This is a genomic window from Rhizobium sp. S152 (genome assembly GCF_030380735.1).
Lineage (GTDB): Bacteria > Pseudomonadota > Alphaproteobacteria > Rhizobiales > Rhizobiaceae > Rhizobium.
The window spans coordinates 286756-304131 of sequence record NZ_JAUDRZ010000025.1 but is presented as its reverse complement, the minus strand read 5'-3'; the positions used below and the strand labels follow the sequence as shown (position 1 = coordinate 304131).

18 protein-coding genes are annotated in these 17376 nt (G+C 59.7%); 5 read left to right on the top strand and 13 right to left on the bottom strand.

The features are described from left to right. Positions 1 to 10: 10 nt before the first annotated feature. The 13 genes from QTL95_RS18080 to QTL95_RS18020 all read right to left on the bottom strand — a co-directional run bounded on the left by QTL95_RS18080 (position 11) and on the right by QTL95_RS18020 (position 10420). Positions 11 to 664, bottom strand: a complete 654-nt coding sequence (locus tag QTL95_RS18080) for an NrsF family protein (RefSeq protein ID WP_289721301.1) — start codon at positions 662 to 664, stop codon at positions 11 to 13. Next, positions 664 to 1281 (bottom strand): RNA polymerase sigma factor, encoded by a 618-nt coding sequence (locus QTL95_RS18075; RefSeq protein WP_289721300.1) that lies wholly within the window; start codon positions 1279 to 1281, stop codon positions 664 to 666. Before QTL95_RS18075 ends, QTL95_RS18080 begins: the two co-directional genes overlap by 1 nt. Beyond that, positions 1278 to 1775: a DoxX family protein gene (locus tag QTL95_RS18070; protein ID WP_442981317.1), complete on the bottom strand. Its 498-nt coding sequence runs from the start codon at positions 1773 to 1775 to the stop codon at positions 1278 to 1280. The genes QTL95_RS18075 and QTL95_RS18070 overlap by 4 nt, the downstream gene beginning before the upstream one ends. An 8-nt stretch (positions 1776 to 1783) precedes the next feature. Next, positions 1784 to 2593, bottom strand: a complete 810-nt coding sequence (locus tag QTL95_RS18065; RefSeq protein ID WP_289721298.1) for an HvfC/BufC N-terminal domain-containing protein — start codon at positions 2591 to 2593, stop codon at positions 1784 to 1786. Next, positions 2593 to 3570 carry a hypothetical protein gene (locus QTL95_RS18060; protein WP_289721297.1) on the bottom strand — a complete coding sequence of 326 codons (978 nt, stop codon included), beginning with the start codon at positions 3568 to 3570 and terminating at the stop codon, positions 2593 to 2595. The genes QTL95_RS18065 and QTL95_RS18060 overlap by 1 nt, the downstream gene beginning before the upstream one ends. A gap of 32 nt (positions 3571 to 3602) precedes the next feature. After that, complete coding sequence (gene bufB / locus QTL95_RS18055) at positions 3603 to 4490, bottom strand: MNIO family bufferin maturase (protein WP_289721296.1); 888 nt, start codon at positions 4488 to 4490, stop codon at positions 3603 to 3605. Between the two features lie 60 nt (positions 4491 to 4550). Next, complete coding sequence (locus QTL95_RS18050; RefSeq protein ID WP_289721295.1) at positions 4551 to 4883, bottom strand: BufA1 family periplasmic bufferin-type metallophore; 333 nt, start codon at positions 4881 to 4883, stop codon at positions 4551 to 4553. 119 nt (positions 4884 to 5002) lie between these two features. After that, on the bottom strand, positions 5003 to 5305 hold the full coding sequence (locus tag QTL95_RS18045) for a putative quinol monooxygenase (protein WP_289721294.1): 303 nt from the start codon (positions 5303 to 5305) through the stop codon (positions 5003 to 5005). A gap of 123 nt (positions 5306 to 5428) precedes the next feature. After that, a complete protein-coding gene (locus tag QTL95_RS18040; protein WP_289721293.1) occupies positions 5429 to 6586 on the bottom strand; it encodes an ABC transporter permease in 1158 nt (385 codons plus the stop codon). Continuing rightward, positions 6583 to 7800, bottom strand: coding sequence for an ABC transporter permease (locus QTL95_RS18035; RefSeq protein WP_289721292.1), 1218 nt, complete (start codon positions 7798 to 7800; stop codon positions 6583 to 6585). Before QTL95_RS18035 ends, QTL95_RS18040 begins: the two co-directional genes overlap by 4 nt. A gap of 1 nt (position 7801) precedes the next feature. After that, positions 7802 to 8782 carry an HlyD family secretion protein gene (locus tag QTL95_RS18030; protein WP_336622290.1) on the bottom strand — a complete coding sequence of 327 codons (981 nt, stop codon included), beginning with the start codon at positions 8780 to 8782 and terminating at the stop codon, positions 7802 to 7804. A gap of 88 nt (positions 8783 to 8870) precedes the next feature. Next, entirely contained in the window at positions 8871 to 10271 is a 1401-nt protein-coding gene (locus tag QTL95_RS18025; RefSeq protein ID WP_289721290.1) for an adenylate/guanylate cyclase domain-containing protein, read from the bottom strand. Then, positions 10271 to 10420 carry a hypothetical protein gene (locus QTL95_RS18020; protein WP_289721289.1) on the bottom strand — a complete coding sequence of 50 codons (150 nt, stop codon included), beginning with the start codon at positions 10418 to 10420 and terminating at the stop codon, positions 10271 to 10273. The genes QTL95_RS18025 and QTL95_RS18020 overlap by 1 nt, the downstream gene beginning before the upstream one ends. Positions 10421 to 10976: 556 nt before the next feature. On the opposite strand from QTL95_RS18020, the gene QTL95_RS18015 reads away from it, so the two are divergent. The 5 genes from QTL95_RS18015 to QTL95_RS18000 all read left to right on the top strand — a co-directional run bounded on the left by QTL95_RS18015 (position 10977) and on the right by QTL95_RS18000 (position 17158). After that, positions 10977 to 11681 (top strand): CBS domain-containing protein, encoded by a 705-nt coding sequence (locus tag QTL95_RS18015; protein ID WP_289721288.1) that lies wholly within the window; start codon positions 10977 to 10979, stop codon positions 11679 to 11681. A gap of 140 nt (positions 11682 to 11821) precedes the next feature. Continuing rightward, positions 11822 to 13456, top strand: coding sequence for a Na+/H+ antiporter (locus tag QTL95_RS18010; protein WP_289721287.1), 1635 nt, complete (start codon positions 11822 to 11824; stop codon positions 13454 to 13456). 282 nt (positions 13457 to 13738) lie between these two features. Then, entirely contained in the window at positions 13739 to 14221 is a 483-nt protein-coding gene (locus QTL95_RS28935) for an IclR family transcriptional regulator domain-containing protein (RefSeq protein WP_442981311.1), read from the top strand. Positions 14222 to 14683: 462 nt separating this feature from the next. Beyond that, positions 14684 to 15289 (top strand): hypothetical protein, encoded by a 606-nt coding sequence (locus tag QTL95_RS18005; protein ID WP_289721286.1) that lies wholly within the window; start codon positions 14684 to 14686, stop codon positions 15287 to 15289. Positions 15290 to 15298: 9 nt separating this feature from the next. Then, positions 15299 to 17158, top strand: a complete 1860-nt coding sequence (locus QTL95_RS18000; protein ID WP_289721285.1) for an AAA family ATPase — start codon at positions 15299 to 15301, stop codon at positions 17156 to 17158. Positions 17159 to 17376: the final 218 nt, after the last annotated feature.

Here is a 17376-nt window from a genome sequence, read left to right as displayed (position 1 = left end):
TCGCGATCATTCAATCAATGCGTCCACGAAATCCTGACATCCCGCGGCTCAGCAGGGAGGCTAGACTTGCGAGCAGTACGGCGGTTCCGAGATTCCATCCGAGCACCATGATCGTCGCGTCCAGTGGATGAAACATCGCCAGGGCTGAACATGTGACTCCGGATACCGCCAGACTTCCAAGCAGCGTCACGCTGACCGGCCGGAGAAGAGCAGCGTAGCGAAGCATTGCGATCATCATGAGCGACAACGGGACACTGGTCACGACGAGCGTAAGCAGGCAGCTTGACGCCGCCTCGACGGTAACCGCGCCAGGTGGAAGATCGACCCATCCCGCGAAACATTGGTAGCCAATGGTAGACATCCAGACGACGAGGGTGGGGGCGGGGAGCAGCATCCACAATCGCGATCGGTCCGGCAGGCTGATGAGGAAGGTCGCGATTGCTGCAAGGACGCCAGTGCCTAGCGAGGAGAGCATGCCTGCCAAGAACATCCCATCCCTGAGCCGTTCGCCAAACTGGGGACGCGGACCATGTAATGCCGTCAGCACCATCAGCAACCCGAGTGCCATCAGCACCCACGCGATCGAGCGGATGAGCGGCGGCCGTAGCCGCTTCACTGGTTTTACATTGTCTGCGAGAGACCGGATTAGATCAGCGGTTTCCATCAGCGGCCACCACGATCCAGGAGAATTCGGCGAAGGCTTCGAAGGGCGCGGTGCGTCGCAACTTTCAGCGAGCTGATCGAGATCCCGGTTTCCTCGGATGCGTCTTTGAGTGACATCTCCTTCAACTTGAGCATCTCGATTGCTTGCCGCTGTGAGGGAGGCAGACTGTCGATCGCCCCGTGAAGTTGAATCTTGTTCGCAACTTCCTCGATGTTTTCGGGCGTTGTAACCGCATCATGCTCGCGCGACAACGGATATTCTCGGGCGCGCTGGCGCCCCTGCCGCCGAAGTCGATCGATCGCGCGCCTGTTGGCAATTCCGAGCAGCCATGGTCCGAAGGGTCGGGTGGGATCGTACGTCTCGCGGATCGAATGAACCGTAAGAAGAATATCCTGCACGGTATCCTCGACGTCCCGTTGGTCCCGATGGTACCGGATGGCTATCGAGCGAAGATAAGGGGTTACCTCCTGCAGCAGACGGAAATAGGCCGCTGAATCTCCGTTCTGAGCTCGTCCCATGAGGATCGCCCAGTCAAGATCGGTGTGTCGTGCTCGTTCGGCGTCCGCCGCCGACCCGGCTGAAACCAGAGTCAGTCGATCGCCTCGGTCTTCAGTCATGTGATAGCGCCGCCAGCCCGACGCCAGAGTATGGAGATTAGGCGATCCAGCGAGATCGGACCGGCACCCAGCGCCATGATCGCAAGGGCAATGGCTGCCCAATAGAGATGAAAGTTCGCCCAGCCGTCGGGGAAAGTTAGCTGGATCACTCCGGTCATCACGAGGAGCGCCGCTGCCGTCAATCTCGTGGCGAGTCCTGCGAACAGAAGTATGGGCAGCAAGATCTCCGCCACCCCCACCATGAATGCGATCACATCGGGCGCTGGGAACGGATATTCGCCTCCGAGGAGGTGAAGCTTGAACTGCTCCTCGAACAGGAATTGCGTTCCCGGCGAGATTGAAAGGAACCCGTCCCAGCGAGTGAGCCCCGAACGGAGAAAGGGAAGTCCCAGTGCCACTCTGAGAACTATGGGAGCTACCGCCTGGCCGACGGCGCCGACCATGGCCGAGACGACTTCGATCAATGTTTCCAAGTTGTAGCTCTTATGCTGCATGACGGTCATTAAACGTCCTCGAAAGATTGTCTGCCGACCGGCGACAGGTCGTATTTGATGAATGCCTTTGCCGTCATGAGCGCCGAGAGGCAGCTCGACAGATCGAACGAGTAGTCCATGTCCATCGCGGCCTTCATTGCTTCGAGGATCGGAGCGCCGTCCGCGAGGCTCTGTACGAACTGGGCAGCGCTCGACCGCAGCGGCCGCACCTCGACGTCCGCACCCGAGCGTATGACGAATGCATTTTCGCCGCCCCGCTCGAGACTTAGTTCTCCGACTGGTCCGTCTCCGACGTTCATCTGCCAAATGCTCACGGCGGGAAAGGCGGAGCGCACCAGCCTCCATGAGGGATGCAGAAAGACACGGACGTTCGGAAGCTCCTGGGAGGGGATCCGTGTGAAGACAGTCGGATGGAGCGGTTCGATATCGGGGGAGTGGTACGCCTCGACCCATGCCCTCTCGATTCTGGCGACGTCGGCCAGATAGGGAACCGATATTGCAGGCTCGAAGGACTCGATGAAGTCCGGAAATGTCGAACCGTAGTCCAACATGATTGGGCCGCGCGGCGGATGAGCCGATACGTAGATCCTCGCCATCGCGGAGAAGAATTCATCGCCGACGATCCTGGCGACGGCGGGATAGGCGTCCCGTATAGTCGATGTCAGTCCTGCGACAACGTTGTTGCGGTAAACGTTGAACCGTCTCTCGCTCGGGACGCCGTCGGGGCCGACGAGACCTTCCGGAACTGGCCTCCGCGGATCGACCAGCGCCAGGGCGAAGTCCTGCAATCTGATATCAAGTGCTTCCGCGGCGTGCATCAGTTCGCTCCTCGCGATACCACGTTCGTCCAGAGCCGCCGGAGGCTTTCCAGGCCGCCTGCTGTCGAGCTCCAAAGCGTGGCGTCGCCGACCAGCAGATCGCCTCTGAAGACACCGCGCTTCGACTGCAGAAGGGCGTCGAAGGCAAATCGACCTTCGCGTGTGAATGAATGGGAAGGAGCTTTGGGATCGATTGGCTGGCGAGCAAGCACGTTCATCTTGTCGATCGCCTCTCCGAGCCTTTCCAGATGCGGAAGGTGCGGGTGGAGATTGAAGGTCTCGACGCCCGAAAGCAGCCCGAGTCGATCGATCTGATGTTCGGCGGCGATGGGCGCCGGGGTGCCGTCGGGTAGCATTGCTGGATGAAGCCCAAATCGGTTTTCGATCGGCGTGCCCAGTCCGGCAAGCAGGCTGCGCGCAAACCCGCCAAATCTTTGCTGCGGAGGGATTGTCCGGTCGCCGTGATGCAGGAACTCTGCCGTCTGGATTCCGGTCCAATCGACGGAAGCCGCGTCGTCGACGTCACCTATGTCGTGATGCGGGCAGACGAACATGAGGTTGCCGGGTTTGTCAAGAAACGAGCGGGCGGCGGCAACCTCCGCGGCGTCGGCGTGTTGTCGGCTTCGCATCGAATCGAAGCTGATGATAATCAGGGTATCGACCTTTTCGAGATCGAGGTCGTCAAGCTTATGCGGACCACTCACAGCGTCGCCGCGCTCTATCTGCGCGACTTGCCGGCCGGTAACCTCGGCTGCCAGTGCTACGAAATCGGCAAAGTTCTTCTTCAGAATTTGATCGAGAAAGCCGGCAATGCCCTGGTCAAATGTCTCGGGGTCTGCAAGTTCCTCGTAGTGAGGAAAGAGAATCCGCCGGGTTTCAAACAGCGACGGAAATCGGTTTTCGATGACCCCGAGCGGAGCTTCGACTTCGCTTGCTCTGTCCCAGGCGTAATAGATTGCAACTTCATGGTTAACCATGACTTGTCCTCTCCGTCATCCGCTCTGACCGGTCATTCTGCTGCCGACCGGGTTCTGGAGGTGCCAATCGAATTCATGAGGTTTTCCGCCCGCTTCGCCTCCGCCTCGAGGACGGGCCATGGCGGAACGTTGGCATCCCACTCGATCAGCGTCGGCACGGGACCGACGCGCTCCAACGCGTGTGCATAGAGCTTCCACACTAGGTCATCGACCGGGCGGTCGTGCGTATCGATGAGAAGCGGCCGGTCGCCCTCGTCCTTCTCTGTGGCGTGGCCGGCCAGATGAAATTCGGCCACGTGAGCGAGAGGATAGGCGTCGATGTAAGTGAAGGGATCCCAGAGCTGGTTCGTCGATGCCACATGGACGTTGTTTACGTCCAGCAGGAGTCCGCAGCCCGTCCGTCGAACGATTTCGGCGATGAAATCGATCTCCGAGTACGTACTTTCCAAGAACGCAAGGTACGTCGACGGGTTTTCGAGCAGCATCTGTCTGCCGAGCGTGTCCTGCACTTCGAGGATGTGTTCGACGACCCGTTGCAGGGTCTCGCTGGTGTAGGGTAGGGGCAGCAGGTCGTTAAAGAAACCGGCGTCGTGGCTCGACCAGGCGAGATGCTCCGAAAATAACGAAGGCTCATAGCGGTCTATCAGGTGTTTCAGTCGCTTCAAGTGGCCTCTGTCCAGAGGACGGGCCGCGCCGATCGACAGGCCGACACCATGGAGCGAGAGGGGATAGCGCTCGCGGATTGCGGCAAGATATCGATGCGGCGGACCTCCGTCGCCCATATAGTTTTCGGCATGCACTTCGAAGAAGCCGATGTCTGGCGCCGACTGTAGGACATGCTGATAATGCTCGGCCTTGAGGCCTACGCCCGCGCGCCCGAGCATCGCTTTCGCCGGGAAACGGCCCTCAATCGAACTCATGGATCTCACCCCTATTGTAACCGGGCGGCCGGCCCCGCAGTTGCGGGACCGGTCTTCACATTACGCCTTGGGAGCGAGGCTGCCTGCACCGTTGGGGGTGGAGATCGTCGTGCAGGTGCCCTTGGGCACGAGCTTGAAGGCGTTGCCCTGGTAGTCGACCGTGCTGGTGCCCGCGCATGTCGTGCCAGCGCCTGCATAGCAATCGTTCTGACCCTTCATTGCCGTCCCGAAGCACGGTTCGACCTTGCCTGACTTCACAAGAGCGGTGTGTTCCGCCTGGATCTTCTTCTGGGCGGCCGTGAATTCTTCCGCGCTGGCAGGAGAGGTGGCGATCGTTCCCATGGCGCTTGCGAAGGCACCGATGACGAGCGTCGAGAGCATGCGATTGGACATTGCTTTTCTCCATTTTGGTTTTGACCCGGACAGGTGCCGGGAGTGGCGAGAGCGCCGACTTGGTGGTTCGCTGCACCGACGAAGAAGGTTACGCCGCCGTGCAGACACTTTTTTTGATGCTAGCCTTTCGCAGCAGCAACCGTTGCCGGGTGGACTGACGGCGGCTCGGCCAGAAGCGGCGGGACTGTCGCGAAGATTTGCTTTGCTGCCTCGCCGTGCATGTGGACGGTTCGGCTTTCATCGTCGGCGAACAGATCGACGAGGAACACGAGATCCGGGTCGGCATCCGAGCGCAGGACAAGCCATGTCAACGTGCCGGGTTCTCTCTCGACATGTGGGAGCGCGCTCGATATCAGCCTCGCGACTTCACCGCCTTGTCCGGGCTTGGCCTTGAAAGGGATCACGCCCCCCACCTTGCTCATTTCCAGCCTCCTTCTGATTTTCTGAAGTTCGAAGTGGACTGGAGGTTAGGAAAGGGTATGAGCAACGTATTGTACGGTGTTGCCACCTTTGGCTCATTGTTGCGCGCGATAGGGGATTCGCTGTCACGGCGCCGCAGCCGCGGATCTGAGGTGAAACTTTTCGAGCTGCATCGCAACAAGCGCATAGACGACGGCCAACACCCATAACGTCAGGAATGCATGGCCCACGTCGGAGAGTGACGCTCCAAGCTGAGAAACCTCCACTATGCCGGCAATGGCCGTCGAGCTTGGCAACACGAGCGCGATCGTTCTTAGCGGCTCTGGGACGGCTTCAATCGGCCAGGTGAAACCTGCAAGAAAGATGAAGGGGAGACCGAGCGCAGCGCCGACGAGCTGCACCACCACGGGCCGTCGAAACAGGCGCGCAATTATAAGCCCTAGTGCCGAGGCGGAGAGCACGAATGGAATCGAGAATATGGCGATCGTTTCGAACGATCCAAGCCGGGGGATATCATAGAGGTAAGGAAGTACAATGAGATAGAAGGGAAAGATTACCGCTTCCACCGTGAGATATGCGAGCATCTTTCCGAGCACAAGGGATACGGGTCCCGCAGATGCCGCCATCGGATCCGAGCTGGTTCGATCGTCTTCGATCGCTCCAAGCAATCCGATGCCCATCAGCATGGTCTGCTGCAAGATCAGGACCAAGGCTGCGGGCAGGATGTAAGTCGCGTATCCGCCCTGAGGATTGAAAAGCGCCACGGCGGTCAGCGGCATCGGGTCGGACGCGGCGGCGGCGATCGCCGGATCGACCCCCATCGCGATCAGTCGCGCGCTCTCCACTTCCGCGCCGAACGCTCGCGCCACCGCCGCTACTGCGCCTGAAATCCTCTGGTAGACGAGGAAATAGCTGGCGTCGCCGTACAAGGCGACTGGCGATTGGCGACCATGAAGGACGTCGCGCTCGAAGTGCTGCGGGATGACCAGCATGCCATAGAGGTCGCGGGCGTACACTTCGCGCTCGGCGCTCTTTTCGTCTGGGAGGACGGCCGCGATCGCCACGTCGCTCGATGCGTCGAGCCGACGGGCGAACTGTCTGCTGCTGTCGGTCCCGTCCAGATCCACCAGAGCGATCGGGACGTCGCGCAAGGCTTCGTTGCGATATGGCTGAGGATAGTAAAGCGCGTAGATCAGCGGGCCGATGACGAGCGCCGCCAGTGCGGGCCTCGTCGTCAATATGCGATATAGCTCCGTTCTCAACACCGCGAATAGGCCTCTCATGTTGCGGCCTCCTCAAGCTCACCGTCCGGCCCTCGTGCGGCTCTCGGCCTCGCTCCCATTGCGTTCAGTTTGATTGCCGTCAGACCGCCGAGCACCACCACGAAAATAGCGAGGGAGGCTATCGGCCGCCAGGAGAGGTCGACCGGCGTGCCTCGCAGCGTTTGGTCGATGCGCGCCATGAGATACCAGGTCCCCGGGATGAGCTCACCCCAGTGATAGGCGAAGGTGTTCATGCCGAGACGGGGAAAGCCGATCCCCATGTAGCCGAAGGACGGCGCGAAGATCAGCGTTGCGACGCTGATTGCGGTGGCGGTTGGCCTTATTAGGAGAGCCAGCAGCGTTCCAATCAACTGCGTGGCCAGGATGAAGAGTGTCGCTGCAAGTAGCAGTATGAATCGCTCCCCCCGCAACGGCATTTCCAGAAGTCCGAAAAGGACTGCGTCGGAAATGCCCAGGACGGCAAGGAAGAGCACGGTGTAGGGCAGAATTTTTCCCGCAATCGCCGGCCAAAGCCCGCCGCCGAGCCTTCGCATGACGTGAAATCGATGAGGTGTCGCAGCGTCGCGTCCGACTGTGTAGGTCATGGTCGTCACGATGATGACCTGCAGGACTGATGGAAGCAGTGCCGCGAGAAGAAAGTGAGCATAGTTTAGTGTCGGATTGAACAATGGGTTTACCTGTACTGACACTGGCGCAAGGTCGGCGAGAGCCAGGTCTAACGGCTGGCCCTCTGCAGTACGCAACTGGAGGCGGATGCCTGCCTCGACGGAAGGAATGGCCGCGCTCACGCCCCTGAGGGTCAAGTTGCCGGTGGTCAGCGTCTGCGTATTGTAGAAGAATACCACCTCAGGGCGCCGTCCAGCGAATACGTCGCGCTCGAGATGCTCGGGCAGATAGAGAAGGCCATGCACCTTCCCGGCAAGGATGAGCCTGCGGCCCTCCGATAGGTCTGCAACCCTGAACGCAACCCCGGCATCGGGCGTCCCGTCCACCGTCCGGACGATCGTGCGCGACAGGTCGCTGCCATCGAGATCGAGGACGGCTATGGGTAGCCTTGTCGCCAGCCCGGCGCTGAAGACCACGGCCAGCAGCCCCATCAAAAGCAGGGGCAGACCGATGGTCAGGAAAATCAGAAACGGCGTCCGGTAGAAGCGGTCGAGCTCCCTTCTGAAGGACAAAAGGAAGCCGGGACGAAGATCTCTCCGAGGCGCCATTTCAAAGATCCTCGAAGGGCCATGATGCAAGAACACTCATGCCGGGGCGGAGCCCCGCAGGAGGATCGACGGGTTCAGCCCGTACTTCAAAGGTACGAAGGTCGAAGTCGCCGGTCGCCCTCGTCGCCCTCCAGGTGGCGTACTGGCCCTGGGCATTCAGCACGGTTACCTTGACTTCGACCTTTTCGGCCCCGAGCGCGGGAACCGTGACATGGAAGCGGTCGCCGATCTTGAGACCCTTGAGCAGATCCTCGCGAAGGTTGAACGTGAACCAAGGATGCTCGATGTCCACGATGGAAAATAGGGGCGCTCCAGCAGCAAAGTTTTCCCCGAGTTCAGCCACACGCGTCGTAATCTGCCCCGATATCGAGGCATGTATCGTCAACTCCGCGACATCGACCTGTTGTTGATTCAGCGACGCACGCGCCTGCTCGACCTGCGTGGCAGCGAGCGCCTTCTCCTCCTTGCTCGAACCGGCGACCGCGAGCCGCAGGTTGGCGTCCGCAGACTCTCGCTTCCGGATTGCGGCGTCGAGGTTTCTATTTGTCTGGTCGACCTGCGACTGCGTCGAGGCTCCGGTGCTGATGAGCCTCGCCTGCCGGGCGGCTTCTTCCTGATAGAGAACGACATCCGCATTCGCAGCGGCGAGTTCCGCCTTGGCCGCGTCAATTCTCTCCGGACGCGTGCTGTTCACCCTGACCAGATCGGCCTCGGAGACGGCGAGGGCGGCGTCCGCCATATGCATCGAAGCCGTCAACTGCGGGCTTTCGAGGATCGCGATGACGTCCGCCTGCTTGACTATATCACCGACGTCGACATTCAGTTTCGCCACACGTCCGCCCACGCGCGGACTGATATCTACGCGGTTGGTTGAAACCTCGCCCTGGACGACCAGCGGAGGCGCTTTGGTGGCGAACCAGAGAAGCACGCCCAATCCCGCAAGGAGACAAATTCCGACCAGTGCTTGGAGTATCTTTTTCATAGAAGTTGCATGCCTTCTTCTGGCTGCCTCACTGTTAGGCGCGTTGCTGGATATGATGGATCTTGCACCGTACGGAACCTCTTGCCGATCAAGTCCGTATGGCGAAAAGTGGAAACTCGGCGTCGATGCCACGCAGCCTCTCCCTGAAGCCTTCCAACTCGAGCGAGCAACGCTTCAGGTATGCGCGGACATCGTCGTCGTCCGCTACGGCTCGTGTCATCAGTATCCGATCGGATGAAACGCCCTGAAGCCGGGAGGCTATGTTCACCGTCTGGCCGAAATAGTCCTGACGGTCGTTCATCAGGACGGCCAGACATGGCCCGGAATGAACGCCAATCCTCACGGCTTGGGGGCGACCTCCGCGTTGCGCGTTCAAGTCTCGGAGCCCATTCTTCATCGCTAATGCCGCGGTGACGCACTGGACGGGGCTAAGGAAAGTAGCCATGACGGCGTCGCCGATGGTCTTGACTACGGCGCCTCCCTGGAGGGTGACGATTTCCTGGACTAGAAGAAAGTAGGCGCGTACGAAGTCGTAGGCGGCCAGATCACCAACATCCTCATAAAGTTGCGTCGACTCTTTAAGATCGATGAAGAGAAAACTCAGACGCGTGATCTTGAAGCGCTGGTTTACGTCAAGAACTTTGGACCCGAAGAGGTCGCGAAAAGACTGGCTGGACATCAGCCGGCTGGCGGTCAGGACAGGGACACGTCCGGAAACGATTTGCTTCAGAGCAGGCCCCACAGTCCAAAGGATTGGCAGCACGCGGTGCTGCGTTCTGTTGGTAACCGACAGATCGACGACTCCAGAGGACGCGCTTAAGGGCTCCGCCGGGCCGGTGTCCTCAATTTTGATCTCGATCCTCTGGGATCCGGCCGATGCGGACCCATCTATCTGCAGGAAGCGCGCGCGGTGGGTCACGGGATCGAATAAGACCGCAGCACCGCTTTCCAGGCGCACGCTACGCTCGACCGACGCACCTGGACCGATCTCGAAGACCTCCAGAACGGCGTCACTGACGAATGGTTCAAGATCATCAGGGAGGTCGCTGCCCGAACTCCAGAAGCACTGCCGCATGTATTGCCATAGCGGAAGGGCTTCCGGCTCGTGAGCCTGTATCGTCCTGACTCTGGGATCCACGGTGAACGTCACTTCGACCGTTTCGTCAAGCGAAGGTTCGCAATCCGAGGCGCAAAGAGCGCACGTGTAGCGCCCTTGATTAATGTCGGTCAGCGAAACTGCTGCATGTAGGACGCCGCCGCAGGTTGGGCAGACGACGTTCCAGGAAAGCTCGAATATTCCTTGCTGCGTGGCGTACAGAAATCCCGCAATGGTCTTTGCTGGGTCAAGCTCGTGTTCGGCAGCAAACCTGAGTGGATTTATACGATTCAGCCGAATATCGGGCGCCAACTGGATTGCCTGCTCAAACGCGGCGAGGACATTCGGATCAGCGGACTGGAGCAAGACGGAGAAATCGAATGTACCTGCCATCAATCGTCCCACCAGCAAGTGCGTTCAATATCGATGGGGCTGCCATCGGTCTGCTGGTCGAGCCGCTGTGGCCTTTGGGATACGCCACGGGCCGCGCAAGCGCGTTCGGGCCGGGCGAAGCCGTTGAGAACCAGTTCCGAGGCCTCCATCGAATTCTCCTAGAACTTCATGTCTTCGCGGTTCATCACGCCAGCACGGCGGGAAACCCGACGCACTCTAGGTATCGGAAGCACTGGAGGCTTGGAGCATATTGCCTTTCGTTGAATGTTGTTGCTCGCGACGCGTTATGCTCGGCGTGGCAACGAAGCCCGGACTAGGTCTCTTCCCTAGAGCGCGCCGAGTCCCGGCAAGAACCAATTTTTTGAAATGCTACGTTAGTCGCTGTTAGACTGCCTTCTTTTGGGCACTCCTCGTTCGATAAACCGCGCGTTTCCAAAGACATCACGATCCGTGTCGCGAGCGGCAGCCACTCCCGTTGCTGCACCCGGACACTTTGGGGACTTGGCCGCAGAGCGGTCTGCCTGACCAAGTCTCTGAAAATCGCCCTCGATCGCTCACGTAGAGCACTGTTGGCTGGGTGCTCCAAACGTTGACGCACTGACGACGACTAGCTATCGCGGCTACCTATCAGGGCCTGGGGTTCGGCATCGCTGCCAAAATATTCCGGGGCTCGCTATCCCGATCCGCGCGTTTCGGAGCACGAAGTTGTTCGTCAAAGACATCATGTCATCTCCCGTGATTACAGTAAGCATCTCTGCTTCCATCGAAGCGGCCGCACGCATCATGCTGGATCGCCGTATCAGTGCGCTGCCGGTTGTCGATTCGCAAAATCGGCTGGTTGGTATCCTGGATGAAAGCGACCTTCTTCGGCGGGTCGAGCTCGAATCCCAAACCCATCGCTCATGGATTTCCGCGATCATGACGAGCAATCGAAAGCTCGCGATGGAATTCGTGCATGAGGCGGGTAAGTCTGTCGGCGAAGTGATGTCCTCGCCCGCTATGACGATCCACGCGGATTATACGGTCTCGGACGCGGTGTCGACCATGACTGAAAACGGCGTCACCCGGCTCTTCGTTCAACGGGAGCAGGCAATCGTCGGCGTGATCGCACGCGCCGATGTGGTCAGGGCGTTGCTGAAGGTACTGGCCGCGGATGTCGAGCCGAGGTCGGACCTCGAAGTCCGCGATGCGGTAGTCGCAGAGCTGAGCCGCCATCCGTGGAGCAGAGAGAGTTCGGTCCATGTCTCCGTAGAAAACGGCAAGGTCGCGCTCGAGGGCGGCGTATTCAACGAGGATCACCGGAAGGCGGTTGTCGCGGCCGCCCGGAGTGTTTCGGGTTCGAAGGACGTCGTGGATCGAATGGTCTGGGTAGACCCAGTCTCCGGATATATCGAACAATCGAACAAATAGATGGGCGCTCGATGCTGAAGTCTGCCAAGCTTGGAAATCTCGTGTTCTGCAGCGTCAGGCGCTCACCGCATGGACCTCGTGCGGCATCGCGACGAGGTGTCGCCCGTCCGCAAGGATAACAGGAGTTCGACGGCCCTGCGATGGAAGTGTCTAGTGCGATATTGCTTGTTCTCTTTGCAATAGTGCTGAGCGCTGTGCTCGGCAGAGTGGCGCTGCATTTCATTCCTATTCCGTTGGTGCAGATAGGTGTCGGAATACTGTTCGCACTCCTCGTCAATATACCTGTCACTCTCGACCCCGAAGTCTTCTTCCTCCTCTTTCTGCCTCCGCTGCTTTTCCTTGACGGATGGCGCATTCCGTCGCAGGCCCTCCGCAGGGATGCCGTGACCATCGTGTCCCTGGCATTCGGGCTCGTGCTGTTCACGGTCGTGGGGCTCGGACTTCTGATCTTCACCGTCATTCCTGATATTCCTTTGTCCGTCGCGTTCACCATTGCGGCAATACTCGCTCCGACTGACCCCATCGCGCTTTCCGCAATCACGGCGAGGAATCCGATGTCGAAGCGGCTGATGCATGTGTTGGAGGGGGAATCTCTCTTCAACGACGCTTCCAGCCTAGTGTGCATGAAGTTCGGGATAGCCGCTACCGCCACTGGCGCGATCTCCTTCACGGATGCGGGACTGTCGTTCGTGTGGCTGGTGACGATGGGCATCGTGGTCGGAGTTGCGACAACGATCGTCATCGTCCGACTGAAGAATTTCATTTCAGGAAGGTTCGGGGAACAGTCGGCGTCTCAGATCCTGGCAAGTTTGCTGATCCCCTTCGGAGCCTATCTCGTGGCTGAGCATCTTCACGCCTCCGGGATCCTGGCGGCAGTTTCGGCCGGGATCGTCATGAACAGGCTGGAGCAGAGCGGGCAGGCGCACGCGGTGACCCGAATAAGGCGGGCAGTTGTCTGGGACAGCATACAATTCACGGCAAACGGGGCGATTTTCGTCCTGCTCGGGGAACAACTCCCACGGATGGTCGCGACCACTTTCGGCGGCCGGCCGATGCCAGAATCCGTACACCTGCTTTTCTATCTTGGCGTCGTTTTGGCCGCATTGGCGGTTCTACGCTTCTGCTGGGTCTGGCTGTCCCTTCGCGTGACCGTGTTCCGTTCATCCGAGCAGGCGGGGAACTGGCGCGGGCTCAGATGGAGGCTAGTGTCCGTCGCTACCGTGTCGGGCGTGCGAGGGGCGATCACGCTCGCCGCAGTCCTGGGGCTGCCAACCTTCCTTCCGGACGGATCCCTGTTGCCTGGTCGAGACGTCGCCGTGTTCCTTGCGAGTGGGGTCATCGTCATGAGCCTCGTCTTTGCCTCAGTTGTTCTTCCGCTTCTGCTTGCAGGGAGTCCGCCATCGCTTGACCCACGCCGGGACGCGGAGGAGGAAATGGCGCGCGCCCGGGCGGCAGAAGCTGCCATTGCGGCAATCGAAGAAAAGGAACACTTACCCAGCCGAAGCGCCAGCGACGACGAACTCTATTCGGAGATATCTGCGCGCATCATGGTCCTGTATCGACGACGGGCGGGCGCACTGAGCGCACCTCCCGAAGAAGTGGGAGAATGGCGGCGGGCAGAAGCCATGGAGATAGAGCTTCGCCTTGCTGCCGCGCACGCCGAGCGCGGCGAGATCCTACGGCTGCTGAGGGTCGGAAGGTTGTCAGAGGAGACCGCGATGGCACTCGTCCGGGAAGTCGACCTTGCTGAAGCCAGGCTTGTGTCGCGGAAATGAACGATGCTCAATCCGGTTTGTCTCAAGGAGGTGGGAGAAGCCAGTGCCTCGGCACATTGCCGATCAGCAAGCACTACTTTGGTGCGAACTTGGAAAAGCCATTGCTATCCCTGGCACCTTGGACAAACTCCCCACGATGAGGTGAGAGATTCAACTGGAAGCTCAAGAGCGCACAAGGGTTAGGTAGGTGGCTCGAAGTCGAGGCAGCCGAGCACCTCCAATCCAGCGCATTGCGAGATCGGGTGAACCGCCGATGATCTCGGCATCCAGTATCTCATCCTCATGAACTCGGACGAGTTCGCCAAGCTCTCGTTCCCGGCCGACTTCAACCCCCGATCCAAGATCCTGGATGTCACCATCGACGATACCGATGAAGGAGGGCTATTCGGGTTCAGGTCGGATAGGCGGGTACCGTCCCAGCGGCGGTTTGACACCACAAGCTGTTCAACCCGGCTTGAAAATGGCTGGTCGAACACCTCCCTCGACTTCCGAGGCACTGCAGGGTTGCGCACTTGCAGTGCCTTTTCATCGGGCGTTGGGAAGCGATCCAGGGTCCGCAATCAGGGCTTTGCATGGGTCGAGTCGGAGCTCGATCCGGCTATCTGCGGCCTTTCAGTCCCGGTTCGTGATGCGTCGCGCAACATTGTTGCTGCGATCAGGGTGAACATGATTGCGGGTTCGATGAGCGAGGCGGACGCGCTGCAGCGAATGCTTCTGCCCCTGCGGCGAGCAGCAGAGGAGATCCGGGCTCGATCTCCGAGCTGAGTTTCGGGAAGCACGAGAGTAATGTGATCCGCAAATTCGATCCGATCGGCCCAGACGATCGAGCATGCCCAATTCGTTGAGGAAGACCCCTGCGCGGGGCAAAGAGGGCCGATAGGCGGAGATTTCCACTGCTACCCGCAGGGCGAGCTTCTTCTCGTGCCTATGCCACCGTTTCATGGCCGCATAAGGGCATTCTCTCGGCCCTCCTGCCGGGAAGCTGCTCGTCTACACGGACACCAGCGACGCATTCGGCGTCTGGGATGACGCCACCGGACGCGGCAGGATTCTACTTCTGGGAGTTCTTGATGAAGTTGCGCTGCTAAAAGGCCGACCGAAAATTCCAATTGACGTTATGCTTTTTGTTCCCTATGTGTTCCTTTCATGAAGCTCCAACAACGACAATACCAACGCTGATCGAACCGCCGCCGGGCGGCATTCCTTCAATCGTGTTTGGGTATCGTCATGAGTTCCGAGAGTTTCCATACCCGCGGCCGCGACAGTGCGCGCGTTCAGCGTATCTTCTTTCCTCCAAAGGCAACCATCAAATGCGTCGGCGATCGCCTGTTCCGATCGCACGCTGCGCGGGACCTGGGCTGTCTCCTTGATGTCGATCCGGAGGTCGAGTCCTGGGCGTGCCAGCCTTTTGAGTTGAAGGTGCTGGATCGAATCCACATCCCTGATTTCCTCGTGACTTACTCGTCGACACGGAGGTGCCTGCTCGACGCATGCGAGACAGGCGGCGACTTCGCGATCAGTGACGCTGCGGCTTCCATGGGGTATCCGCACCGCTTCGTCACCCGGGAAGAGAGAGAGGGCGGCTGGCGGCTCCGTAACGCCCGCGATCTCCTGCGCTACGGTAACTATCGTTGCCCGCTGGGCGACCGCATCCGCGTGATAGCTGCGCTCGATGAAGTTGGTTCATTCTCGGTGGCCGAAGGGCTTGGCATCTTTCGTGAGATCTCGCCGATGGCAGGCCTGGCCTCGCTTGTCCTCCAACGAATTCTAACGGTCGATCTCGATGAAGAACTGATCAATCCCGACACCGTCGTCCGACGCGGCGAGCGCTAGGAAGCTGCCATGAACATGAATTTTTCCGAACGCGCGGCGACTCTCGAGGTGACCGCATGCTCCTATTCCGTTCGCAAAGCCCTGCGCAAGGCGGGTGCCTTTATGCGGAAGGAAGCATCCATCGGGCTCATCATCCCCCGGGACAGAGACGTTACCAAATATGCCGATGCGCTCAGGAGCGTCCTGCGGTCCACCAACCGTGCTGAGGTTTACACGCAGTGCACCGTTGAAGTCTCCCACCGTGGTAACGCCAACTGGTTTGAGGCCGCCGACATCCTGAAGGCGAAGCCTGGCGTCGTGCTACTCATACCTCATGGCGTCACCATTCCTCCCGAAATAAGGGTCTCTCTGGATGAAGTCATGCAAGTCGAACCAATCAGTCCCGCCCATCTGGTAGCAGCAATCAAGTTCTCGCGCGGAGAACAGGCCACCGTTGGCGAAGCCAGGACGCTGCTATCGTATCCCCTGGACTTGATGTTCCAGGCACTCCGACCGGGCAGAAGCGTTCGGCAGGCTCTCGCGCGGCTCTCGGGGGCGGCAGAAGCAAAGGCGGAGAGGCCGCCGCTAGGCGCTTTGGGCTTCGGCGTCGAAGAGCTCCCGGGTTTCGGGCAAGCGAAGGAATGGGCCTTGGGCCTCGCCGAGGATCTTCGCGATTGGACACGCGGATCGCTGGCTTGGAGCGATATCGACTGCGGGCTTCTGCTAAGCGGACCGCCAGGTACCGGCAAGACGATGTTCGCGGAGGCCGTTGCAAAGACCTGCGCCGCGGCTTTCGTTAGTGCATCCTGTGCGAAGTGGCAGGCCAAAGGTCACCTCGGAGATTTCTTGGCCGCCATGAGAAAGACGTTTAGCGAAGCAGCAGAGAAAGCGCCCTGCATCCTCTTCCTAGACGAATTCGACGCAGTCGGAGATCGAGCGAAATTCAGGGGCGACAATGCAAATTATTGTGTCCAGGTTGTAAACGGCATTCTCGAGGCCCTCGATGGCTCGCCCCGCCGTGACGGCGTCGTTGTTATCGCTGCGACCAATCACCCGGATGCGATTGATCCCGCACTGCGGAGGCCCGGTCGTCTCGACAGGCACATCAAGGTTGAGCTTCCCGACGATGACGCACGGAAGGATATCCTGACACTGCATCTGGGAACGGAAGTTGCTGCCGATGTGCTCGCCCATGCCGCACGCGCTACCAGGGGATACTCCGGCGCAGCTCTTGCCCAGCTCGCCCGGGATGCGCGGAAGCAGGCGAGACGCGCTCGGCGATCGGTCACCGCCGACGACGTCCGGGCGGTCACGCCTCCATTGAGTCCTCTCGATTCAGCCGCGCGACACGTGGCGTGTGTGCACGAGGCCGGACATGCAGTTGTGGGAACGGAGTTGGCATACGGTGAGATCGAACTGATCACGGTCGTGCGCGAATTGTCGCCCTGCGACGATGGCGCCGGCTACGTTCTCTGGCGGCGTCCCAAGATGCTGCAGAGAACACGTGATATCTACGCGAACGACATCGCCACGCTTCTCGGGGGCAGGGCGGCCGAAGAAGTCGTCCTCGGATTTGTGACTGACGGTTCGGGGGGTGTTAATGGCTCAGATCTTCATCTCGCTGCTGATATCGCAACGATTATGGAGGCGACATTGGGCATGGGGCACGGGCTTTCCTACTGCTACGCAAGAACATCGGAGGATCTTGAGAAGCTGCGTCTGTCAGACCCGGTCCTGCGCATACGCGTGGAGAAGCTTCTGAACGCGGAACTCGAGCGGGCGAAGGAAATAGTGCGAAACAGGCGTGACGATGTCGAGCGGATCGCGGAGGCAGTGATGGAGAGGGAGCTTCTATCCGGTGAGAAGGTGCGGCAGTTGTTGAGTTCTTGAACCGAATGAGGTTGCCGAGGTAACTCCTATCGAGCGGTTTTTCTCCTGTGGACCGCGATCGCGGATTGCCTAGCCTAGATCAACGTATCCTAAGTCGATCGAGCCACTGTCGGTAGCCAGAAGCTTCGGCTTACGCATGTGCCATCGACCTTGCTCGAGAACAGTGCGAGTCAACTCATCATTGTTACGGAGGACACGATACCGCCCAGCCTCAACGG